This is a genomic window from Bacillota bacterium, from assembly GCA_009711825.1.
Taxonomy (GTDB): Bacteria; Bacillota; Proteinivoracia; order UBA4975; family VEMY01; genus VEMY01.
In genome coordinates, this window is record VEMY01000004.1 from 59,270 (window position 1) to 81,963 (window position 22,694).

Below are 22,694 nucleotides of genomic sequence, written 5' to 3' on the forward strand. Positions count from 1 at the left end.
GATACAACAATCGCCCATTTAACGAGGATGTTTTATTATTCCGCCCAGATATTGCACAACGATTACTATAAATAGGTGTTTAACAAGTAACCTTTACTGACTCCGGCTAGCCGGAGTTTTTTTTGGTGTAAACTTTTGTGGTGCTGATTTAATGTTTCACACGTCTAAAGTAAAGGGATGTGTTCATTTTCTTAGTCTAAACTGTTTGCATATTGTATATATTTCGATAGTTTGTTAGTTCTTTCAATTCTGCCCCCGAATTTTTAGGGACTCGTGAGAATTCTTTAATGTAACACGGGAGGGGGGATTGCCATTGGGTGCCAGGTAGTTCAGGTTGCACGCAAAAAAATAATGGGAGTGAATGACAGTGAAGAAATTTGCAGGACTGTTATTGGCGACTTTATTGGTTCTTGGTATTGCGTTTCCCGGGCAAGTATTTGCCGCGCAAGGGTTGCCGGAATTTCCGGATCAAATTGATCCTGACTCATGGGTGCTTCCTGAGCATATGACCTGGGACGATTACAAACCCGTTCCTGGCATTGACTGGCTGAATACTGATATTGAACCGGACCGGGTATTGACCGGGGCGCTGGTTTGTGTCGATTTTCCCAATAGGGAGTTCGTAATCACCATGCCCGAGGGATCCGACCCGGCTGGTAACCCGATGGGAATCGGTGAAATTCCCCGGGACGAGGTGCCCCAGTTCTACGTAGATCTGCTTAACACGCCCAATGAGATGAATCAGGGTCATACTGTAAACTCATACTGGAAAGAGAACTCATACGGCGCCTGGGAAATCGAACTATATCCCTTTGGTGTCTACACAATGCCCGGCGAAGAATTCCAGTATGGTTCCCAATGGGGCAACCCGACACTGCCCGGTTTTCCCACACGGAACCTGCGAAACGACGCCCGGGCTGCTTCGCAGGCAGATTTAGATGCTTCCGGCATTGATTTTGATTTTGTCTTTGTCCTCAGCGCCGGCTATGATGAGTCTGGCACCTGGCAGGAGTTTGGCGAGATGATGTTTCTTGACCGCGAAGATGTTACCGACGAGTTTGGGCCACCGGCCTGGTTGAAGGATCAATTCCCAAACCTGACCAACTGGGCCTTGACCCGTTACGTCCCCTGGACCTCCTGGTGGGCACGCGCCGGTGTTTGGTCCCATGCCTCTGGCGGCTGGTCGATGCAGGGTGAGAGTGATGGCATGGGCACCTTTGCCCATGAGTTTGGCCACATCATTGGCTTAGCGGATAATTACAACAACCCGTACGGCATGCCGACCTCCCGGAGTTACACCGGCCCCTGGGAGTTAATGAGTCGTGGCTCTTTTAACGGCCCTAGCGGCAACCACGCCCGTTGGTGGATTCCCCCCACCGAGGGCGGCTCAATGCCTGCCCATCACAACATGCGGCAGAAGATTAAGCACGGTTTTGTCGCTGATGAAACTTTGATTAATGTCAGTCGTGATGAACTGCTTGAGAATGGTCCGGTTTTTGCTGACCTCTATGCCTCGGTACTGCCACTGGGTGACGAGTTTGGCCGCACCGGCGTCCATGGCATCAATATCACAATGGATTATGACTACACTCCCAGGACCACATTGGCCCAGGATTGGCGTGCCGATATGCAGCGGGGTCTCAATGAGTATCAGAACTACACCATCGAAGTACGGGACCGCATGGGCTTTGATTCCTTTGTGCCTGACCATGGTGTTCTGATCACCAAAACCAAGGATTCCGAGCGAGGCGCACCGCTAATGTGGATTATCGACCCCAACTTTGATGACATCAATGTGGTGGACTTTATCCGCCCCGACGGCACTGAAGCAATGGTCTCCGTTGGTGACTATCGTCAGCTGGCCAATGCCACCTTCAAAGCCGGCATTGTCGCTGCAGAAATCAATGAGTTCCGTCAGTTCCCCACCGACGGGCGGCTTGTGAAGCGCAACGAGTACATCGATGTCTACAATAGCCTCCACTTCTACATCCTGGACACCTGGCGTGACTTAGACGGCGGCCTCTCCTACCGGGTGGCAGTACGTCATCTGGATGGCGCTGGGTCCTTTGCCCGTGGCGTTGAGGTTGGTATTGGCGCTGCTGAACCTGCTACCCCAGGCAACGTGGCCACCTACTGGTTTGAAGTCACCAATACCGGTGAAGCCACCGACATCTTCCGCTTGAACGTGGAAAATGAACGCGGTTGGGAAATGCAGATTCAAAGCGATATCGTCGAAGTTGCTGCAGGCGATACTGCTCTGGTTCCTGTTTATGTTCTGTTCCCACAGACTGCACCCATGAATCCCCAGGACCTGACCTTCAGCGTTAGCTCCGAAACCGACCCGGATCAGTCTGCGAGCGTTAGCCACAGTATAAATCCGGCCCGGTAACAAACAGGCAGGCGGGGGCCCGATGCCCCCGCCCGCCAACCACCTGAAGTACATAATTAGTCAAGGAGGATTGGTCATGGCGAAAAAAGCTACGTCTGTTGCGCTGATATTTCTGCTTGGAATGGTTGTCGCCGGCTGCGTTGCGGAGCCGGTAGAACCGGTCGCGGTTGTGAATGGGACGGAGGTCACCCGCCACGCATTTGAGAATGAGCTGGAAAGGACACTGAAAATCTATGATTTACAGGGCGTTGAGCCAAGTGAAGCAGATCTTGAAATGATTCGCGGATTTATTGTCGACAGGCTAATCATCGACACTATACTGCTGGAGGCTGCAGAGACAGCAGGTATATCTGAGGATTCAGTGGATGTGGATACTGAATTGATGTTGCTGCGTAATTCATACGCTTCTGAGCGTGCGTTCTTCGAGGCACTGGATGCCGAGGGATATTCACTGGCAGAGTACAGGGATTTATTGGTGCGCCAACTGATGTTTCGTCAGCTATTTTTCACAGAATTGAAATTGCATAGCATTGAATTGGCCACGGAAGAAATCGAAGAGTTGAACGAATTCTATGAGACTCAGCTCGCTGACCGGGAAGATGCTCCGGAAAGGGATGAAGTTATTGACTATCTAACGGATTTGATACGAGCAGAAAAGTCGGAATTGGTTATTATCGAATATATGGAGAACCTGTGGGATCAGAGTGATATTGAATATCTGGACTTTTAGTATCAGCCCCAGTGTGCTCCAAGACAGCTCCGAGGTAGCAGATTTGCAACTCGCTTTATATTTGGAAGGTACTTTTATTTGACGTTTGCAGGCTAAAGTGGTAAACTAATGCCGAGTAAGTTACTCAGAATACTTAATGCGATGATGAAGAGAGTAAGTTGGACGTATCCGGACAGAGAGAAGTTACCGTAGGCTGAAAGTAACTTTCTGTGATGCCCCGACTGAAATGCACTTCTGAGCAGGTAATCGAAAGCCTTGCGGCCGGTAGACTTACCAGGGTTCGCCCTTTACAGCGTGCCTGAGATGGGTTGTGCGCACAACCTAATTAGAGTGGAACCGCGGAACTACTGCCTCTAAGCACAGGCAGTGGTTTTTTATTTAGGGGGTGGTCACTATGTGTAGTGACTGTTGTAGAGGCTTAGACCATGAAATGTTATTTATAATCACAAGTATTATCTAGAAACTACTTGGAGGAATTTAATCTATGATCAAGCGAATACCTGAGTGGTCAAAAGTACTTTTGGCCTTAATATTAGCAGTTATTGTCGGAAGCATTATGGGTCCGAATGTCCAGATATTCGAACCCCTGGGACAAGCCTTTCTACGCTTAATCACCATGATGGTGATTCCAATTGTCTTTACATCACTGACTCTTGGCGCCGGCAGTGTAAACGATATTCGCAAGCTTGGCCGGATTGGTGGCAAGACCATCGGCGCTTTTTTAGCTACCACATCAATTGCCGTTGGGATTGGAGCGCTTATCGGTACAATTCTCCAGCCGGGCAGCAATCTTTCTCTGTCCACGGAAGCCGGAGAGGTCGCTGCCCGGGAGGCCCCTGCGCTTGCCGAGACCTTCTTAAACATCATTCCCAGAAACATTTTCGTCGCTTTTACCGAGGTGAATATGCTGCAAATAATTTTCTTTGCCCTGTTCCTGGGAATTGCGCTAAACCTTGTGGAGAAGAAATACTCGGAACCGGTTAACACCTTGCTTGCCGGGCTTTCCACCATATTCACCAAAATGATTAGTTTAATCATGAAGCTGACGCCGCTTGGTGTTTTTGGCCTCATGGCCCCGGTGGCCGGCGAGTACGGCTTAGATGCCGTACTGCCGCTGCTCAAAGTAATTTTTGCCGTTTACCTGGGCTGCCTGTTACTGCTTGCTGTTTATGCCGCGGCCCTGTACTTGCTTGCCGGTGTCAACCCGCTTGATTTTTTCCGCAAGATCTTCCCGGTTCAAATGATTGCCTTCAGCACCAGCAGCAGCGCGGCAACGTTGCCCACAACCATGCAGGTCGCCAAGCAGCGGCTGAAGCTCTCAGACAATGTTGTCAGCTTTACCCTGCCCCTGGGCGGCACGATAAACATGGACGGCGGCGCCATTTACCAGGGGATAGCCGTAATCTTCACCGCCCAGATATTTGGCATCGAACTGGGGCTGTTCCAGCTCTTAACTGTAATCCTCACAGCTACATTGGCCACCATCGGAACCGCCGGCGTTCCGGGAATGGGGATTATCACTCTGGCCCTGGTCCTACAATCTGTTGGTTTGCCACTGGAAGGCGTGGCCCTGCTTGCCGGCATCGAGCGCTTGCTGGACATGATCCGGACGCTGACTAATGTGACCAGCGACTTGGCAGTGGCGCAGATTGTCGATGTGAGCGAAAATAAGAAAAACACTTCTCAAACCATAGCAGTAGATAATGCTTAATACATGCAGGGGCCGCCGGGCGGCCCCTGCACTCTATTTTCAACCGCTGAATAGCGCAGGTCCCCGACTAGCAGGAATTCTGCCTGTTGGACGGGAATACATAACCCAGGGAACGAGAGGGGGCGCATTATGAACGAAAAAACCGTACAGTCAGTGGAACGGGCGTTGCAGATTTTGGAGGAGCTGGCCCGGGACAAACACGGGCTTGGCGTCACCCGCCTGGCTGCAGCGCTGGATTTACACAAAAGCACTGTTCACCGCTTGCTGGGCACATTGATGGCCCGGGGCTATGTCGACAAAGAGCCGGAAGGCGACCGCTACCGGCTGGGCACCAGGATATTGTTCCTTGCCGGCGCCGTTCTCGAGCGTATGGATGTGCGCACGGTTGCCCGTCCATACATACGTCAGCTGTCGCTGGAGACTAATGAAGTGGTTCACCTGGCCGTGCGGGATGGGGACGAAGTCGTTTACATCGACAAGGAAGAGAGCCCGCGGCAAAATTCAGTCCGCCTACACTCCAAAATTGGTCGCCGGGCGATGCTTCATTGCACCGCTGTGGGCAAGGTTTTGCTTTCCGATCTGTCGGAGCAACAGGTTTCGGAAGTAATCCAGCGCACTAGCTTGCCCAAATTCACTGACAATACGATCACGGATGCTGCATCTCTGGAGAAAGAACTGGCAAAAATCCGCGGACAGGGCTATGCTCTGGACGAAAGCGAACATGAACGGGATATTCGCTGCGTGGCGGCGCCAATTCGAGACCGTGACGGCACAGTAATTGCCGCCATCAGCATCTCCGGACCAGTTATTCATGTGACTGGAGAGCGATTGCCTATACTCGCCAGAGCAGTTCAGGATACAGCGCTGAAGATTTCCTGGGAGCTGGGTTACTAGCAGGAATTATTCAGCCAACGGAGAAATATTATGGTAGCGAGTCCCCGACAGGGGACTAGGGTTTTTGAGAATATTGGAACGCTGTTTCATGATGCGAAACATTGAGGAGGGGAAATTTTGCAGCGACTGGAGACTATCAGGAAAATTGTCGAGGATGGTGTGGTGGCGGTTATCCGTGCCGAAAGCAAGGAGCAGGGCGCCAAGCTAGTGGATGCTGTTAAGGCCGGGGGGATTCGTGCCTTGGAAGTAACGATGACAGTTCCCGGGGCAGTGGAGATTATTCGGGAGTTATCCGAGCGCTATGCAGGTGAGGACGTGCTGCTAGGCGCCGGCACTGTATTGGATCCCGAGACTGCCCGGGCATGCATCCTTGCCGGGGCGAAATATATTGTCAGTCCCAGTCTCAATCCCGAGACAATCAAACTCTGTAATCGCTATCGGGTCCTCGTGATGCCGGGAGTGATGACAGTGAAAGAAGCGGTGGAGGCAATGGAACTTGGTGCCGAGATTCTGAAAGTCTTTCCCGGCAGCGCCTTCGGCCCGGGAATCATCAAGGCCCTCAAGGGCCCCTTGCCCCAGATCAATCTGATGCCCACCGGCGGCGTAAGCCTGGACAATGTCAGGCAGTGGATTGAGGCCGGTGCAGTTGCTGTTGGCACCGGCGGCGAGTTGACCAAAGGTGCGAAATCAGGTAATTACCAGCTGGTAACCGATACTGCGGCCCACTTTATGGGCCAGGTAAAAAGAGCAAGGGAGGAGTTGTAATGGGTAAATTCATTACCTTTGGCGAGATTATGCTGCGCCTGGCGCCCAAGAACTACAAGCGGTTTGTCCAGGCCAGCGAATTTGATGTCATCTACGGCGGCGGCGAGGCGAATGTGGCCGTGGCCCTGGCAAACTTCGGGCTGGACGCTTGCTTTGTCACCAAACTGCCCCAGCATGAAATCGGGCAGGCCGCCCTGAACGAATTACGCAAGTTTGGTGTCGACACCAGCTATATCGCCCGGGGCGGCGACCGCCTGGGCATCTACTTTTGTGAGCGGGGCGCGGCCCAACGGCCATCGAAAGTGATTTATGACCGCGCCCATTCGGCAATTGCCGAGGCCGCTCCGGAGGATTTTGACTGGCCGGCAATCTTTGCCGATGCCAGCTGGTTCCACTTCACCGGCATCACTCCGGCTCTGTCGGACAACTGTGCGGCCATTACTCTGGACGCTGTCAAAGCGGCTAAGGCGGCCGGGGTTACAATCAGTGTCGACCTCAACTACCGCAAAAAACTCTGGACCACCGAAAAGGCGGGCCGGGTAATGGCGGAGCTGGTTCCATACTGCGATGTGGTAATTGCCAATGAGGAGGATGCCGAGAAGGTCTTTGGCATTAAGGCTGCCAAGAGCGATATAACCAGTGGCAAGCTAAATGATGAGGGCTACAAGCAGGTTGCCACTGAACTGAAAGAGCGCTTTGCTCTCCAATATGTGGCGATAACCCTGCGGGAGAGCTACTCTGCTTCTGACAATGGTTGGTCGGGCATGCTTTATGACGGCAATGAATTTTACCGCTCTCGGAAGTACGATGTGCATATCGTCGATCGGGTGGGGGGTGGCGACTCCTTTGGTGGCGGTCTCATTTATGCTCTCAATGCAGGCAAGACACCCCAGGAGGCGCTGGAATTTGCTGTTGCCGCCTCCTGCCTCAAGCATACAGTTGAAGGGGACGCCAATCAGGTTTCGGTTGCCGAGGTGGAAACTTTGGCCCGGGGTGATGGCTCCGGACGGGTGCAACGGTAGCCAACAAGCGCAAAAAAGACGGGTTTCCGTCTTTTTTTGCGCCTATTTTGGTTCCCTTGTGGACAGCGTATTGTATAATGGTAATAAAATCCCATCGATTGTCGGAAAGTGAAGTGTATGCGCAAATCTGCATCCCTGTGGTTTTATTTCCTGATCTCTATTCTGTTTATGGAAACTGTATTTCGCCTGGCCACCGGTGGCAGTCTGCTTTCACAGGGTTCTGCTGTGTCGGCGGTATTTAGCATTTTCTTTGCCACCGCTTGTTTCCTGCTTGTCACCATATTCGGCAGGCGGATGGCCATAATTATTTCGGCAATCCTTCTCGGTGTCGCCGGCTTCATCTTCTCTTCCCAGATGATGTATTACGTGATTTTCCGGACCTATTATACGGTCTATTCCGCTCTGCACTCCACCCAGGCCTTTGAGTTCTGGCAAGATACGCTGGCCGTTGTCTTCAGCAACTGGTTTTGGTTGCTGTTCTACTTTGCGCCCTTCTTGGTATTTATCTTCTTTGGCCGTAAGCTGGTCCAGTTTCCCCGGCTAACCTGGCCGACCCGGGCTCTGGTGGCCATCTGCTTGCTCCTCACCCATGGGGCCGGAATACTGATGATTCATGCCGGCGGGCAAGCGCGCTTTTCCGCCCACGACTTATATTACCGGACCAATTACCACGGGCTGGCAGTGGATCGCCTGGGCCTGCTGACAACTATGCGCCTGGATGTGCAGCGCTATGTCGGCAACTGGACCCCTGCTACGCCGGCGGCAGCGATGCAGCCAACACCGGACAATTTGCACCTAGTGCCCGCAACCCGCAATCAGCTGGACATAGATTTTGCCGCCCTCATAGCCGACGAAGAAGATGAAACCCTGCGCAATATGCACAAGTATTTCAGCAGAGTTCCTGCCACTGCCAAGAATGAATTTACCGGCATCTACGAAGGCTATAATCTCATCTATATTACCGCTGAATCTTTTTCCCACCTGGCAATCGACCCGGAGCTGACGCCCACCCTTTATAAAATGATGCATGAGGGCTATAACTTCCGCAATTTCTACACGCCGATCTGGGGAGTGAGCACTTCCGATGGCGAATATGTGGCCTGCACCGGGCTCTTGCCCAAACGCGGGGTATGGAGTTTTGCCGAGTCGGCAGAGAATTATATGCCATTTGCCCTGGGCAATCAATTGGCCCCACTGGGTTATACAACTGTTGCTTACCACAACCACACATATAACTATTACTCCCGGCAGGAAACCCACCCCAATCTGGGCTATTATTATCAGGGCATTGGCAACGGCCTGGAAATGTCCGGTGGCAGGCCCCGCTCTGACCTGGAGATGATGCAGGTAACCCTGCCCCAATATATCGACGCTCAGCCCTTCCATGCCTATTACATGACAATCAGCGGCCACATGTATTACAACTTCGAGCGCCACCAAATCGCCGCCAGGCACCGTCATTATGTCGAGGACTTACCATACTCCGAACCGGTGAAGGCCTTTCTGGCCACTCAGATTGAACTTGACCTGGCCGTAGAGTATCTGCTCATGGAACTGGACGCAGCGGGAATCGCCGACAATACCTTGATTGCCATAAGCTCGGACCACTACCCCTACGCCCTGCGGGAGGAGGAGCTGGCAGAGCTGGAAGGCGCCGAGATAGAGCAAAACTTTGAAGTCTGCAGAAACGCATTCCTCCTGTATACTCCAGGGATGGAACCGATGACTGTGGACAAAATCAGCTCTAGTTTGGACATCATTCCCACCTTATCCAACCTCCTGGGCCTGGATTTTGACTCCCGCCTGTTGGCTGGCCGGGACATCTTCTCCACTAGCGAGCCGTTGGTCATCTTCCGTAACGGCAGCTTTATCACTGACAAGGGTCGGTTTAATTCGGTTACCGGCGAGTTTATGCTGGAGTTGGGAGTGCAGGTCAGCGACGAGTATGTGGAGCAGATTTCCAAAGAAGTGGCGAAACGGTATTATTACTCGACAAAAATCCTTGAGACCGATTATTACTCCAGGATATTGCCCTAAAATTATAAGCCCTGTCTGAACTGCCACACCCGCAAGTATTGTTGGGCTGTATACGGCGTACACTAAGCCCATAAACTATTGGGAGTGAACAAGATGCGACGCAATTTGGGCTATCGTGACAGGGTAATGCGTATGGTGGGCGGCGGCATGCTGGCCGGCTATGCCTTGGCCCGAAACGGTCGTTCTGGAGTTAATGATGCGCTTTTTGTCACCGGCCTGGCCATGACTATGGAAGGGATCCATGGCTACTGACTCATTTTTGACGCATTGGGTTGGTCAACCCATAATCGGCAAGGTGCGTTGGAGGCTGAAGATAGTCTGTTTCTTGGGTAAGCACAGCTCAGCATAAGCATTGTCCCGGCTGGCGATGACAAAAGCCGGCCAGTTCTTCGATTACGGCCCCGAATATTTTCAAACCCTGTTCAATCATCTAGACAAGTAAGCAATTATCGGGTTACCATTGACTGCTTAATGGACTTTGGTTGCTAATAGTTGACCCTGGTTTCGAGTCGCGGTATACTGTAGGCGGAGGTGGATAGTATGCCCCGCAGAACCCTGATTACAGCTCAGGAAGTTGCCGAGGCCTTGGACATCTCTGTCGAGACTGTTTTAACATATACCCGAAACAGGCAGATACCTAGTATAAGTTCTCCGGAGGGAGCCCCCCGCTATGAACTGCCCAATGTGCTTGTGGCATTGACTGCCATCGCTGTGAATGAAAAGTCACCAGACTACGCTGTCACCAAACAAGACTTTACGTATCAGGATTACCTGCAGCTACCTGATGAACCCGGGATTCGCTATGAAGTTTTAAACGGTCAGCTTATTAAGGACCCTTCGCCCAGCTTTACCCACCAATGGACCGTCGCCAGACTATGTACAGCGCTGGATAGTTACTTCGTGCGAACGGACCCTGGCGGCGCCCTGGTGTTTTCTCCTCTGGATGTAACATTTGGCGAGTCCAATGTTGTTCAGCCGGATATCCTCTATGTGGCAGCTAGTCAGCAGCATATTATCAAAAATACCAGAGTTAATGGCGCTCCGACATTGGTGGTAGAAGTAATTTCGCCTGCCAGCCGCCGCAGGGACAGGGTTGTGAAAATGCAAGTTTACCAGCGCGCCGGCGTAGAGAATTACTGGCTGGTTGATCCGGAGAAGCAAATCATGGACTGCTTTCGGCTCCGGGGCGGTACCTTTGTTAATGTTGCATCAGCCAGGGGCGATGAAACCCTAACCCATCCGAATTATCCTGGACTGAGCATAGATTTGCAGGAATTGTGGTGGCGAAGTTAGCCACCAATACAACGGATAATTGTACGCTTCAGATACCCATCTGTGAGTGACCCCAGGACATTGACAACCTTAATTGATATTTATTATTCCGGACATCCGGGACAAGTAGCGGATATAAAGAAACGGCACCTACATAGATGCCGTCTTTTTATTCGTTTGCATATATTTAGCGCTGAGGCCGTAAAACAGGACTGTAACCCCCAGCAGCATCCCCCCCAGGATTAGCCAGCTGGCAGTGTAATTCCCCTGGATGTCGGCGATAAGGCCGACCAGCGGCGGTCCCACGATTACACCCCCACGGATAAACAACAGCGCCATGCCGGTGGCTGTGCCCAGCAGTTTTTCCGGGACAATTTCGCCCACGGTTGCAAAATAGAGGCCGGGTATCCCCAAACTGGTTATCCCATAGAAGAAGACCATCACATAAATCCCGAACCCGCTAATAATCCCTCCGGGAATCAAAGACCCCAGTAAAATTGTGAACCCGCCTGCCATCAACCCGACGATGAGGAAGCCCAGTCGCCTATTGCCGCCGAAATAAGTATCATTGATATACCCCCAACCCGGCTGGCCAAAGACTCCGCCCACCTGCAACACGGCCAAAGCAACTCCTGCAAGCGCCGGCGTGAACCCGATGTCCTGGTCCAGGAAGATAACCAGGTGGGTTGTTATTGAGCCGATGCTGAAACCAAACATGAACCCAAGCATGGCGATGCACAACAAGGCCTTGTTGCCCAGGAGCACTTTCATGTCTTCGATAAAATTACCCTTGTTCATACCGCCGGTAGTGCCTTGGGCTTGTACCGGCTTGTAGAAGGTCTGGAGCAAAAAACTAAAGATAATCGCAATACAACCGGCTATTAGAATTGCTGTGCGCCAGCCATAGAGCATGCCCAGCCAGGGCAGCAGGCCCGCCCCCAGCACGCCCCCCAGGGCGTTGCCCGATTGGCCGATGCCAATGCAGAGCGCCCGCTTGTCGGGGGGCGCCAATTCCATTACCCCTTTATTGACAGAAGGCGTGATCAGACTGAAGCAAAAGCCGGAGAGAAACGCCAGCACCAGCAGCATCCCAAAGACTGGAGCCAGGGAATGGAGGACCATCAACAACCCGACCAAGAATGCCCCCAACACCAGGCCCCGTTTGGAGCCCAATCTGTCCACCAGTCTGCCGCTAAAAATTGCGATACCCGATGAACTCAGGAAGAAAAAGGTGGAGTATAGGCCGGCTTGGGCGCTGCCGATGGCGAACTCTTCTCTAACCAAAGTCAACATAGCGATAAACCCCTGGAGACTAAGGCCCACGGCGATATAGCTCATCGCGATAATACACAGCTTAGGGTAATCAATTATTGACCGGGGTTTGGGAGTCTCAGCAATCTTCATCGTTGTCACCTCAAAACATTCGCTTCTCGAACTATTCGCGATTCAACCCCAAATTCCTGCCCCAATGAGCAGGCCCCGGCAATACCGCCGGGACCTATTTGGCTTCAGTTGTCAATCATTACCTGTGGTTTTTAGCAGGAGTTATTCGCACAGACAGTGAATAATATCTCAAGGACCAGCCGGGATGTTACATCCTGGTTACACAGCTTGGACATATGATTCCTTTATCCCCGGATCTCGTGCAATATCGTAACACTTAGTATATAATGTTTTAGGTTTTAATATGAATATGTACCCGGATTTTGGGTATATATATTCAAATCGTCTAAAAATAAGAGGTGATTAAATGACGGGAACGCAGCGGAACGCCAGGGAAAAAGCGCTTAGAATCTCGCTGTTGTCTGTAGCCGCAGTGTTCTTGGTGGGGACAATAACTCTGTTTGCCGCCGGATTTAACCCCTTCACCGAATCGACAATGCTAGTGACGATCTTTACCGGCGACGATATGATTGAGGTGGAGACCAGCAACACCGTGGTTGCAGAAATCCTGGAAGAAGCGGAAGTAGCAATCGATCCCGAATTTCAAAGAACAATTCCTGAACTAGATGCTGAGCTTGACGTAAATTATATAGTCATCAAAGAAGCACCCAAGGTGGCCATCAGAGTCGATGGCGAAGAGTGGGAAGTGTATTCCTGGGCTGAGTCCATCGAAGAACTGTTAATCGAGCAGGAAATCGATTTTGACGGGGACCTTGTCAATCTCCCACTGGGACAAAATCTGATGACCGGGCTGGAAATCGAAATTACCAGGGTGGAGACCGAACTAATTGAAAAAGAGTTTGCCCTTGCAGCAGATACCACCTATCGTAATGATTCTTCTTTGAATGCCGGGGTCCAACGGGTGCAGACCGAGGCTCGGGATGGGAAAAAAGTTGTAACTTACGAAGTCACATACCACGATGGTGAAGAAGTTTCCCGGGAAATAGTCGCTGAGAAAGTTGTTCAGGAGCCTGTAACCGGTGTGGTCCTGCGAGGCACAAGAACAGTCGCGTCACGGAGCAATCCCGGTAGTAAGCCCTTCGTTCAGGAGGGAATCGCTTCGTACTACGGCGACAAATTCCACGGCAACAAGACGTACTTCGGTGAGACCTACGATATGTATGCGATGACGGCTGCTCACCTGACCTTGCCCCATAACACCATGGTCAAGGTTACGAATTTAAACAACAATAAATCGGTGGTCGTGCGGATCAATGACCGCGGCCCGCACATTGACGGTAGGATTATTGATCTGTCCAAGGCTGCGGCACGGGAGATTGGTGTTTATCCTGGCCTGGCAAATGTAAGAATTGAAGTAGTGCAGTAAGTTAATCAACAGGCATCTTCTACGGTGCCTGTTTTTTGTTTCAGGTCAGTTGGGTTAAATTTCCTCCAAAATAATCTGGCGCCAATGACAGCAATTGACCTGGGGTTGTGTTAAGATATCTCTGGGTTAAAGACAAGCGTATACATGCACCCAATAAAAAACATATAAGGAGAGGACAAAATGAAAAAGTTATTTACATTGCTGCTGGTTCTGATGATGGCGACAGCGCTTGTGGCCTGTGGGGACGGGGACAGCTCTGCTCCCGATAATAATGATTCCGGTCAGTCGGACCAGGACAACGGCAACGGCGCTGACCTGGGCGAAGTAACGGTTGATGAGCAAGTCCTGGTTGACCAGGATGGCGTAATTATCAAGGCCGTCGCCCTGGACGACTCATGGCTGGGGCCGGAGCTCAAGGTTTACATCGAGAACAACTCCGACGAGTCAATTACTGTTCAGGCCCGAAACACCTCGGTGAACGGATTTATGGTTGATCCCACCTTTTCCCCAGAGGTAATGCCGGACAAGAAGGCCAATGACGCAATTACTTTCTCAGACTCAGAGTTTGAGCGATATGGTATTGAGACAATCACCGATATCGAGTTAAACTTTCTTGTTTTTAACTCTGATACCTGGGATGAAATCTTTTTCTCCGACCTGGTGACCGTGGAAACATCCGCCGCTGGCTCATACACCCAGGAGTATGACACTTCCGGTGATGTCGTCTACGATGATCAGGGCATGACCATTATTTACAAAGGGATGACCGACGACTCCATCTTTGGACCGGGAATCCGCTTCTACCTGGAGAACAACTCCGACGAACCTCTGACCGTGCAGGTCAGAAATGTATCCGTAAACGGGTTTATGATCGAGCCCACCTTCTCACCCGAGATTATGCCCGGTAAAAAAGCGCTGGCGGACGCAACCTTCTTTGACAGCGACTTCGAGGATAATGGAATCGAAACGGTAACGGAGATTGAGCTAAACTTCTACATCTTCCATACTGATACCTGGGATTCTGTAGCCGAGACCCCGTCAATAACAATCACTCCGTAGCACTGACAGGCGCCAACAAAGGCGCCTTTTTATTTATGGCAGGATGATTCAGACAAATATAGAATTATTTAAGGATGATGAACATGCCAACAAGTGCACAGTGGTTTAGTAAACTATCGGAGGTAGTGGTTGGTATCTGTTCCTGACGGTTGGGACGTACAGAAGAGGAGGATGAGTTATGAGTATTGAAACATTGTTTGCTGAATTTCACCGCCAGCAGAAGTTTAACGGCGCAGCGCTGGTGGCCAACGATGGGCAGGTGGTCTACAAAGGTGGCTGGGGCTTGGCCAATGTTGAATGGCAGATTGCCAACACCGCAGACACTGTCTTTCGCATCGGCTCCCTGACCAAGCAATTCACCGCCATGCTGGTGCTGCAGCAGGTGGAGCGGGGCAAGCTTACCCTCAACGGGACTATTTACGACTACCTGTCATGGTACCGTAAAGATACGGGAGAGCAGGTCAGCATCCGCAATCTCCTCACCCATAGTTCCGGTATTCCCACCTTTACCACGATGGAGTTCGTGCAAAAGCATCTGCGGGACAACTTGCCAGTAGCTGAGTTCGTTGAACGCTTTTGCAGTGACGATCTCACTTTTCAACCAGGGACCGCCTTTGAATACAGCAATTCTAATTATCATATCCTGGGCGCAATCCTTGAGGCAGTGACTGGCGTTACATATGATAAGCTTCTGGAGACAAATATACTTGCCCCCCTGGGCATGCAGGATAGCGGCTATGACTGGAGCGAAAAAGTAGTCCCCCGCCGGGCCGCCGGCTATGACCGGGACGGCGACACTCTCCGCAACACTTCTTTTGTCGATATGTCCATCCCCTACGCGGGGGGCGGTATGTACTCCACTGTTGAAGATCTGTTTCGCTGGGATCGGGCTCTGGCCGGCCACGAACTTCTATCGCCGGAGTTGACCGAAATCATGTTCACGCCTGTTTACGGCAACTACGCCTGTGGTTGGGGTGTTGTCAGGGTGGAACCTACTGAGCTGGCCCAGTATTTTACCAATCCTTCTGTTTACCAGACCCGGCAGCAGGGCCTGCTGGTTCAACGCCACGAGGGTGGAATCAACGGCTTTCACTCCATGATAATCAGGCTGCCGGAGCAGGGTGCGCTAGTAGTGCTGCTCAGCAACATGGGAGACGCACCCCTGGAGCTCATGGCCAAGCGAATAATTACTGAGCATATCTTGTAAGTAAGATAGACATCTGCACAAGAAGCATCGTTTCCACCAATTCAGTAAGGTATGGGGGGGTAAGTTATGAGCGTCGCAGATTTAAAACAAAGGCTTTCTTCCATAAACGAGTTTATTTATATCGATGGCAACGATTATCTACGCGAAAAAACTTCAAATCCCTTAATAATAAAAGAAGTTATAGCCGAAGCAGAAAACTTGTTAAAAAACACAGCAGGAGAAGATGATAAGTATTTTCTTTATGGAACATTGGGTAATTTGTATAGAATTTGCGGTGAGCCGCAGGCGGCAATCAACTACTTTAATGATTGTTTAAATTACGTATTAGACTCCGGAAATATAAAAAGAGAAATTGTAACATCAATACGACTGGGAGAAGCATTAAAATATGCTAGTAGGCGTAATGAAGCGTTAGCGCTTTTTGATCAAGCAATCCAGAAATGTAAGGACAAAAAAATAGACACATACTTAGATTTTTCTTTCCAACACAAAGGAAAATGTCTGATGGAGTTGGGAAGGTTAGATGAAGCCAAGGAATATTTAAATAAAGCACTCACGCTAAGAGAAATTAAAGGTGATACATCTTTAATTGATTCCACTAAACAAGCACTGGATTTGGTAAGGAGATTACAAACCCAATAAGAGGATGAGACTCTTGATACCTAAACTAACAAAGAATATCGCCGGCAATGGCGATATTCTTTTGATTAATAAGGATTGATTGACACATTGCTCGTCAGCAAGCTTCAGGCAGAACATTACCTAAATCAAGGTGCGCAGTCCAAATACTGGACTCAGCTCCTGATCTGGCAGTTCGCTAATTACTGAGCGTGCCGGGTCTTCTTAACCGGACCTCAAATGGATAACCAGGGTTTTAAGAACTGTAGATACCCAGCTATTTCACCCATAAGGGTGATAGACGGGACTGGGGGCTAAAGGTAGTCTATGGTAAAAGACGGACCCTTTGACCTGGAGGTTGGTAATAATGCACATTATACTCTTCAGGAGGCCATCGACACCGTTGCTCCAGGTGGCATGGTAAATGTACTGCCCGGTGATTATGAACTTATGGGAGCCAATCCCGCGGTAACTATTGACAAACCACTGACATTGCAGGGTGTGGATGCTGCAGGCAATTTAATTGAGAACAAAGCCGATGTTAAAGCAATTATTAACGGAAAAGAACAGACTGCCGAATGCCTGGTTAAAGTCGAGGCCGATGACGTGACAATCACAGGCCTGGAGCTGCGTCCGATGTATAGGGAAAAAAAAGATTTCGATGGCGAGGATTATAATGTCTCTGACTATGCCATGCTGGTTACAGGCAATAACTTTACACTGCGCCATAGCCGTATTGTCCCCAGTGATCCGCCCGTAGGTGATGGCGATGGCAGTGTAATTCTACTGTCTATTAGGTTCATGGATGATGCCAAGCAGGCTTCTGTCCGGGACAATACTCTTAACGGATCCCTTTGGGTTACTGATGGTGCCGGCCAAGACGGCATCGAGATCATAAAGAATGAGGTAAGGTACGCCTCCAATGCTGAGCTACCCGGACTGGCTATTGATGCATATTTGCCGGAAGTCAGAGGCAATACTTTTACTCAAGAAATAGGCCTAGAGAAACCGTATACTGTTTTAGCCTTTCCAGAAAGTGGCGACGTGGATGCCGGAGACTGGCTATTGAATGTTATGTCGCAAAATTCATTTACATCTGCCTGCGTAATTGTCGATTCCCTGACTTTGCAGGTCAAAGAAGTTGGGGAACAAGGTGTTTATGCAGCATTTGCGGAGTTTGGCGATGCGGCTGCGCTTGCTGAAGCGGGCGACTTGATTATACCTTTCCATCCCGAGGCTCATCTGGGGGCTACCTTTGATTCTACTTCGATGCCTGATGGCACCTCGGTGGCTTTTCCCACTGAGGGCCCGGTGGCGATTGTGCCAAAAGCATCTTTGCCTGGGGATGGAGAATACACCGTGACCATCACGCTTGACGCCCCTCCTGCCGATTTACCTGCCGGCTGGGAGTTTATCGGCGGCGGTTACTTCACCTTGGAAGCTGCTAATGGTAATGTGGATGAGTTTGTGGAAGGTGAGCCGGCTTATATTTGGGTGTTTGACTATCCAACAAATGTAGATCTTGATGAGCTGGCCTTCTTCCGCTATGATACCGAGACCGAGCAATGGGTTGAACAGGCAATGGAGCTTGATGCAGAAAACAACAGACTTGTCGTTACAACCCCGCGCTGGAGCTATTTCGCCATGATGCAGGAGGGTGAGTCACTTCCTCCCGCTGAGCCAGGTACCCCTGAGCCCACAACACCGAAGACTGGGGCAGGTATCATGTGGTTGATGAACTTAGGTTTGGTAATGTTATTGGTAGGTTTGCTGCTGCTTAGACGGCGGGCAGTAGAATAGACTTTCAGGCTGTTGGCTAGTGCCAGCAGCCTTTTTTATGTACATAACCGGCCAAACATGTTGCCCTTATGCCAGCTACTATCAGGTTGTATAGTTGCTCCTCCACTCGGCTTTCCCAGGTTTAGAGATCGGGATTGAAGGCCTGTGGTTGAATTGAGTTTAATAACTGCTGTCCAGGAGCTATTATTAGTGGGATACCTGAAAATGTGGTATAATTATGAAAGTAGAGGGAGGTGTGTTTTTTGAAGAAGACAATATCCCGTCATGCTCGTATTATTAAAAACGCTGAAGTTAATTGCAAAATAGAGGGTTTTTCGGTATCTAAGCAAACTAAGCGAGATTGTTTGGAAATGCTTCGTGGCAATACCTCTGCTGATAAGCTTGTCGCCAAATACAAGAGGAAAAGTATTAGGGAAGAGTATGACCGATGATTATTTTGTTGAAGATGAGGAGATCATCCAAAACAAATTAGGAATTAAAGACCCAAAAATACTTCATAGGTTTGAGGAAGAAATAACTTTTATTCGGATAGCTGAAATTGAGGATAAACCTGTAGTTGGTTCATTTGATTTTGATCACTTAAAGGAGATTCATAAGCGGATATTCTCGGATATATACGATTTTGCTGGCAAAGCAAGAACTGTCAATCTTCTAAAAAACAGCAGTGTATTCTGTTACTCTGAAAATATTGAGTCAGAGCAAAAGTCTATTTTTACTAAGCTCGCTAAAAACAATTATCTTAAATCCTTACCTAAAGATGAATTTATTAGGAAATTTGCTGAACTTGCAGGGGATTTAAACGCTCTGCATCCGTTTCGTGAAGGTAATGGCAGGGCAATTAGAGTTTTTTTGAGTCAGCTTGGACGTAATGCAGATTATGACATTCGATATAGAGATGCCGATATAAAAGAGCTTCTTGAAGCTGATATTGCGGCTTTTCATTGTGATTTTAAGCCAATGATAGAGCTCCTGAACAAAATAACGTTTCCACTAAAATCAGAGTGGTAGATGGCCGTGCCGCTAAGTAATCTAACCTAAAGAGGTTTAAAATAGGCTTAGTTATGATATTGGGCGGTTTGCTGCTGTTGGCAAAAATGCCAGCAGCCTTTTAATGTACATAACCGGCAAACATGTTGCTCGTATGTCAGCTGCTATCCTGATTACTTAGTTGATAATAAGCACAAACAGTTGATAATGCTTGTCTCTGGCGATATATTGAGGCTGGAGGTGGATAATATGCCCAGCACTGCCCTGATGACAGCGCAGGAAAACGATTGTAAACTGGTGATAGATGCCAGTTTTCTCTTTGGCAGGACTACCCAGACAAAGGTTGAATAACTAGAAAGGGGCATGGAACTCCTAAGCTCCTGGCTATTATTACTTTTAAACCCGTAGACTTACTATGCCCCCGGATTGTTATAGAAAGTGGAGGTTAAACGATGATTGAAATGTTAAGGTAAAAGGCATTGGCAGAGGGTGACAGATTGCAACTATTAAGTATTGAACGCTTGCACAGTCTCCAAGCCGAGCTTGAACTCTTTAGGAAAGAGGAAACTTTAAATAAGTTTCAGAGCTGGGTTATGAAGAATTTGTACAAGTTTGAGCTGGCAGCTGATTTTGCTGCAAAGTCGGTAATTATTGTTGCGATTCCACACCCGCCCTATGCAGAGGTGGAATTTATCTGGAAAGGCGACCAATATCGTTTTAAGAGCCTGGTAATGTCCGATTCAGAGAACACAAAGAGGTATCTGACCAGCCTCGTTGCTGAAGGAGGCTATCGCCTGAAACATGCACCTGACCTCCCCCTGAAGCGATTGGCGGTTCATAGTGGCTTAGCGGTATACGGAAAAAATAATATCTGTTTGTCGATGGATTGGGCAGTTATTTTTCCATTGACGCCTACTTTTCGGACCTGCCATGTACGGACGAATGGCTGGAAATACAGCACGCTGAGGAATGTACTGAGTGCAGTATTTGTGCAAACTCATGCCCCACAGGAGCGATTGGCCCTGAGCGGTTCATGATTAATAATGAAAGATGTTTAACATACTTCAACGAAAGCCCGCGAAAAATTCCCGATTGGGTGCCTCTGTCGGCGCATCATTGTTTATATGGCTGCTTAAAGTGCCAGCTATCGTGCCCCATGAATCAAGATTATGAACTAATGCAACCGGGAGTTGTGAAATTTACTGAAGAAGAGACGGATATGTTGCTGACAAAAAAGCAGAAAGAGTTTACCCCTGGTCTAAAGGAAAAGTGCAGGGTTCTAGGCCTGGACCAGTGGATAGCAGCTATTCCCAGGAATCTAAAGATATTGCTTGAGCAAAATTCAGCATCTGCTTCCCATTGAGTCGTTAATGGCGCTGAATAATCCCCAACAGCCACTCCTTTTCTCCCGGGAGCTTCTCACCGAGCCTCGCGGCGGCAACAGGGATCAGCCATTGCTGAATAACCTTTTGTGCTGTACCAGCCAACCTGACGTACTCCCGTAAATAAGCCCGGGACAGCAACCTCTTTAACGGTCGGGACATCAGGCCCAAGAGTGTTGAACTGCCTTCGGGCAGGTAAGGGGAGTTGATCATAATCCAGGTTCGGGCCACATCACTTGCCGGGTGCCCCGAATACGCATTGGTCCAGTCAATTGCAATCGCGTTGCTTCCCCGGATAAGAATATTATCCGGATGGAAATCCCCGTGGCAGACAGCTTGTTGCCCATTCAAGGTTTCCAGGTGGTCGAGAATTTTCTCTGTTTGCGCTCCCAACAGGTCCGCTGCCTCACCAATTGCCTGAGTAATCCTCGCTTTTTGCGGAGGCAGTTCCTCCAGGGATGACCCATGGATTTTACAGTGCAGCCGGGCCATTTCCCGACCGAAAGACATGACCAGCCACGGCCTCGCTTCGATATGACTCAACATCGACTGCCCGGGTATTTTTTCAAATATCAGCCCTTTACGGTTTCCCACCTTAACAATCCCGAATACCTCTGGTGAGGGAATACCCTGCTCCCACACTGCCCGGCTAATATCTGCTTCCCGCTCGATAGCTTCTGTAGGAAAGTTCTCGAAGTACAGCTTAACCAGCTTATCTTTACCCCAGGCATATACTTCTGCCGTCCTGCCGATGCCAATCAATTCTCCCCTGGACATGGTGTTCTCTCCCTTCTGATATCGGTGGAACCCAGTATCAATGTATTAACCAATAACATTAACGCTCCCCCAGCAACGGGCATGACAGAGGCCGGGGCCACAGTACTTAGCGTCCCTGATAAAACCAGGGCAAGGATCGCCTTGGCGCCGCTAATACCCAGGCTCAATACCCGACCCAGATAATCTCTGGGCACCAAAACCTGGAGCTCGTGGATTAAAGGCACGTTTATCAGAGAGATACCCCAATAATTATCAACAGAACCATCACCATTACCATATAAACCACAAGATTGATCCCGGTGTTTTGCATCAGGGCAGGCACCCCAATTAGCGTCATGCTTATGGCCAGGCACAACCCCACCCCCCTTTAGCAACCGCATGTAGGGAAGTAGTTTCATCACCCTTGGCGCCACTGCCGCTCCCAGTACCATGCCCACCGGCAAGCCTGCCTTAATAATTCCGTAGTTGGCGGAACCCAGGCCCAACTCATTGTTAACGATATACGGTAGGGGCACTGTGACGCCAAACCCAACAAAGAAGTTCATGCTGACAAATACACCGAGAATCTGCAGCAGCGTCCTGGATTTAAGAATAAAGGTCGCCGCTTTTTTAATTTCCGCTCCTAAAAGCAGCCTGCCAGACTGGGGCCTGACGCTGCAGCCATTATAGTTGAAATCGAGAAAGAGCTCCAACAGGGCCGACAGCAAAAAAGATAGGGCATTGACCAGGATGAAGGCCTCAATGTCCATGAGCGCAAAAAGTATCCCGCCACAGACCGGACCGAGAAAAGCTGATGTCGAATCGATAACCTTGCTCAGCGAATTTAGCCTCATCAGCCTGTCGTAAAGCACTAAGCTCGGCTTCCCGCTGTCTAAGGCTACAACAAAGACTGCGTTGAGGATTGCAAGCAGAAATATGCCAGTATAAACCATGGCCAGGTGAAGTTCAAAACTTCTGCCCAGCAAATACAATACCAGCAGCACAAGCGCACTGATAAAATCTGTTCCTGCCACAAGCATTTTTTTGTCCAATCTGTCTGTTAGGACTCCGGCCACGGGGCTAATCAATACCGTCGGGACTGTGCCCAATGCCAGGGCAAGGGCAAAGCTCAGTCCAGATCCGGTCAGATTAAGAATATACAATCCCATGGCAAAGGCGTACACTGCACCGCCAAAGGCAGATACAGATTTCCCCAGACAAAACAACACAATATTCCGGGACTCTCGGCCAAAAGCAAGGCTATACATTCACGCCACCTCCTTTTGACCCCAGTT

Annotated in this window: 19 protein-coding genes; 16 read left to right on the top strand and 3 right to left on the bottom strand. The window is 49.8% G+C overall.

Going from position 1 to position 22,694, the window contains the following annotated elements; translation table 11 throughout:
* Nucleotides 1–361: 361 nt before the first annotated feature.
* The 8 genes from FH749_02400 to FH749_02435 all read left to right on the top strand — a co-directional run bounded on the left by FH749_02400 (nt 362) and on the right by FH749_02435 (nt 10,841).
* Nucleotides 362–2,389, top strand: a complete 2,028-nt coding sequence (locus FH749_02400) for a hypothetical protein (GenBank protein MTI94325.1) — start codon at nt 362–364, stop codon at nt 2,387–2,389.
* A gap of 22 nt (nt 2,390–2,411) precedes the next feature.
* Nucleotides 2,412–3,119 carry a hypothetical protein gene (locus FH749_02405; protein ID MTI94326.1) on the top strand — a complete coding sequence of 236 codons (708 nt, stop codon included), beginning with the start codon at nt 2,412–2,414 and terminating at the stop codon, nt 3,117–3,119.
* A gap of 484 nt (nt 3,120–3,603) precedes the next feature.
* Nucleotides 3,604–4,830: a dicarboxylate/amino acid:cation symporter gene (locus tag FH749_02410; GenBank protein MTI94327.1), complete on the top strand. Its 1,227-nt coding sequence runs from the start codon at nt 3,604–3,606 to the stop codon at nt 4,828–4,830.
* A gap of 129 nt (nt 4,831–4,959) precedes the next feature.
* Nucleotides 4,960–5,724 carry an IclR family transcriptional regulator gene (locus FH749_02415; GenBank protein ID MTI94328.1) on the top strand — a complete coding sequence of 255 codons (765 nt, stop codon included), beginning with the start codon at nt 4,960–4,962 and terminating at the stop codon, nt 5,722–5,724.
* A 117-nt stretch (nt 5,725–5,841) separates the two neighbouring features.
* Nucleotides 5,842–6,489 (top strand): bifunctional 4-hydroxy-2-oxoglutarate aldolase/2-dehydro-3-deoxy-phosphogluconate aldolase, encoded by a 648-nt coding sequence (locus FH749_02420; protein ID MTI94329.1) that lies wholly within the window; start codon nt 5,842–5,844, stop codon nt 6,487–6,489.
* Nucleotides 6,489–7,511: a sugar kinase gene (locus FH749_02425; GenBank protein MTI94330.1), complete on the top strand. Its 1,023-nt coding sequence runs from the start codon at nt 6,489–6,491 to the stop codon at nt 7,509–7,511. Before FH749_02420 ends, FH749_02425 begins: the two co-directional genes overlap by 1 nt.
* 117 nt (nt 7,512–7,628) lie before the next feature.
* Nucleotides 7,629–9,548, top strand: a complete 1,920-nt coding sequence (locus tag FH749_02430) for an LTA synthase family protein (GenBank protein ID MTI94331.1) — start codon at nt 7,629–7,631, stop codon at nt 9,546–9,548.
* Nucleotides 9,549–10,088: 540 nt separating this feature from the next.
* Complete coding sequence (locus tag FH749_02435) at nt 10,089–10,841, top strand: DNA-binding protein (protein MTI94332.1); 753 nt, start codon at nt 10,089–10,091, stop codon at nt 10,839–10,841.
* A 129-nt stretch (nt 10,842–10,970) separates the two neighbouring features.
* On the opposite strand, the gene FH749_02440 is transcribed toward FH749_02435, so the two are convergent.
* A complete protein-coding gene (locus tag FH749_02440; GenBank protein MTI94333.1) occupies nt 10,971–12,224 on the bottom strand; it encodes an MFS transporter in 1,254 nt (417 codons plus the stop codon).
* A gap of 346 nt (nt 12,225–12,570) precedes the next feature.
* Here FH749_02440 and FH749_02445 point away from each other — a divergent pair, with 346 nt between their 5' ends.
* The 8 genes from FH749_02445 (at nt 12,571) to FH749_02480 (ending at nt 20,624) form a co-directional block, all read left to right on the top strand.
* Nucleotides 12,571–13,590, top strand: a complete 1,020-nt coding sequence (locus FH749_02445; protein MTI94334.1) for a septal ring lytic transglycosylase RlpA family protein — start codon at nt 12,571–12,573, stop codon at nt 13,588–13,590.
* Between the two features lie 180 nt (nt 13,591–13,770).
* Nucleotides 13,771–14,649, top strand: a complete 879-nt coding sequence (locus tag FH749_02450; protein ID MTI94335.1) for a hypothetical protein — start codon at nt 13,771–13,773, stop codon at nt 14,647–14,649.
* 178 nt (nt 14,650–14,827) lie between these two features.
* A complete protein-coding gene (locus FH749_02455) occupies nt 14,828–15,856 on the top strand; it encodes a beta-lactamase family protein (protein ID MTI94336.1) in 1,029 nt (342 codons plus the stop codon).
* Nucleotides 15,857–15,922: 66 nt separating this feature from the next.
* Complete coding sequence (locus FH749_02460) at nt 15,923–16,498, top strand: hypothetical protein (protein MTI94337.1); 576 nt, start codon at nt 15,923–15,925, stop codon at nt 16,496–16,498.
* A gap of 303 nt (nt 16,499–16,801) precedes the next feature.
* Nucleotides 16,802–18,274, top strand: a complete 1,473-nt coding sequence (locus tag FH749_02465; protein ID MTI94338.1) for a hypothetical protein — start codon at nt 16,802–16,804, stop codon at nt 18,272–18,274.
* A 242-nt stretch (nt 18,275–18,516) separates the two neighbouring features.
* The gene (locus FH749_02470; protein MTI94339.1) at nt 18,517–18,705 is read left to right on the top strand and encodes a hypothetical protein; all 189 of its coding nucleotides are present in this window, start codon (nt 18,517–18,519) and stop codon (nt 18,703–18,705) included.
* Nucleotides 18,695–19,282 (top strand): cell filamentation protein Fic, encoded by a 588-nt coding sequence (locus FH749_02475; protein ID MTI94340.1) that lies wholly within the window; start codon nt 18,695–18,697, stop codon nt 19,280–19,282. Before FH749_02470 ends, FH749_02475 begins: the two co-directional genes overlap by 11 nt.
* An 850-nt stretch (nt 19,283–20,132) precedes the next feature.
* Nucleotides 20,133–20,624 (top strand): hypothetical protein, encoded by a 492-nt coding sequence (locus FH749_02480; GenBank protein ID MTI94341.1) that lies wholly within the window; start codon nt 20,133–20,135, stop codon nt 20,622–20,624.
* A 4-nt stretch (nt 20,625–20,628) separates the two neighbouring features.
* Here FH749_02480 and FH749_02485 read toward each other — a convergent pair whose 3' ends face one another.
* Nucleotides 20,629–21,420, bottom strand: a complete 792-nt coding sequence (locus FH749_02485; GenBank protein ID MTI94342.1) for an aminoglycoside phosphotransferase — start codon at nt 21,418–21,420, stop codon at nt 20,629–20,631.
* Complete coding sequence (locus FH749_02490; GenBank protein MTI94343.1) at nt 21,402–22,667, bottom strand: MFS transporter; 1,266 nt, start codon at nt 22,665–22,667, stop codon at nt 21,402–21,404. The genes FH749_02485 and FH749_02490 overlap by 19 nt, the downstream gene beginning before the upstream one ends.
* Nucleotides 22,668–22,694 lie beyond the last annotated feature (27 nt).

Excerpts from the sequence above, each read along its gene's own strand:
- FH749_02460 (MTI94337.1), top strand. The coding sequence starts at position 15,923 with ATGAGCGTCGCAGATTTAAAACAAAGGCTTTCTTCCATAAACGAGTTT.
- FH749_02485 (MTI94342.1), bottom strand. The coding sequence starts at position 21,420 with ATGTCCAGGGGAGAATTGATTGGCATCGGCAGGACGGCAGAAGTATAT.
- FH749_02430 (MTI94331.1), top strand. The coding sequence starts at position 7,629 with ATGCGCAAATCTGCATCCCTGTGGTTTTATTTCCTGATCTCTATTCTG.
- FH749_02440 (MTI94333.1), bottom strand. The coding sequence starts at position 12,224 with ATGAAGATTGCTGAGACTCCCAAACCCCGGTCAATAATTGATTACCCT.
- FH749_02425 (MTI94330.1), top strand. The coding sequence starts at position 6,489 with ATGGGTAAATTCATTACCTTTGGCGAGATTATGCTGCGCCTGGCGCCC.
- FH749_02490 (MTI94343.1), bottom strand. The coding sequence starts at position 22,667 with ATGTATAGCCTTGCTTTTGGCCGAGAGTCCCGGAATATTGTGTTGTTT.
- FH749_02450 (MTI94335.1), top strand. The coding sequence starts at position 13,771 with ATGAAAAAGTTATTTACATTGCTGCTGGTTCTGATGATGGCGACAGCG.
- FH749_02465 (MTI94338.1), top strand. The coding sequence starts at position 16,802 with ATGGTAAAAGACGGACCCTTTGACCTGGAGGTTGGTAATAATGCACAT.
- FH749_02405 (MTI94326.1), top strand. The coding sequence starts at position 2,412 with ATGCCCCCGCCCGCCAACCACCTGAAGTACATAATTAGTCAAGGAGGA.
- FH749_02415 (MTI94328.1), top strand. The coding sequence starts at position 4,960 with ATGAACGAAAAAACCGTACAGTCAGTGGAACGGGCGTTGCAGATTTTG.
- FH749_02475 (MTI94340.1), top strand. The coding sequence starts at position 18,695 with ATGACCGATGATTATTTTGTTGAAGATGAGGAGATCATCCAAAACAAA.
- FH749_02455 (MTI94336.1), top strand. The coding sequence starts at position 14,828 with ATGAGTATTGAAACATTGTTTGCTGAATTTCACCGCCAGCAGAAGTTT.
- FH749_02400 (MTI94325.1), top strand. The coding sequence starts at position 362 with ATGACAGTGAAGAAATTTGCAGGACTGTTATTGGCGACTTTATTGGTT.
- FH749_02410 (MTI94327.1), top strand. The coding sequence starts at position 3,604 with ATGATCAAGCGAATACCTGAGTGGTCAAAAGTACTTTTGGCCTTAATA.
- FH749_02435 (MTI94332.1), top strand. The coding sequence starts at position 10,089 with ATGCCCCGCAGAACCCTGATTACAGCTCAGGAAGTTGCCGAGGCCTTG.
- FH749_02445 (MTI94334.1), top strand. The coding sequence starts at position 12,571 with ATGACGGGAACGCAGCGGAACGCCAGGGAAAAAGCGCTTAGAATCTCG.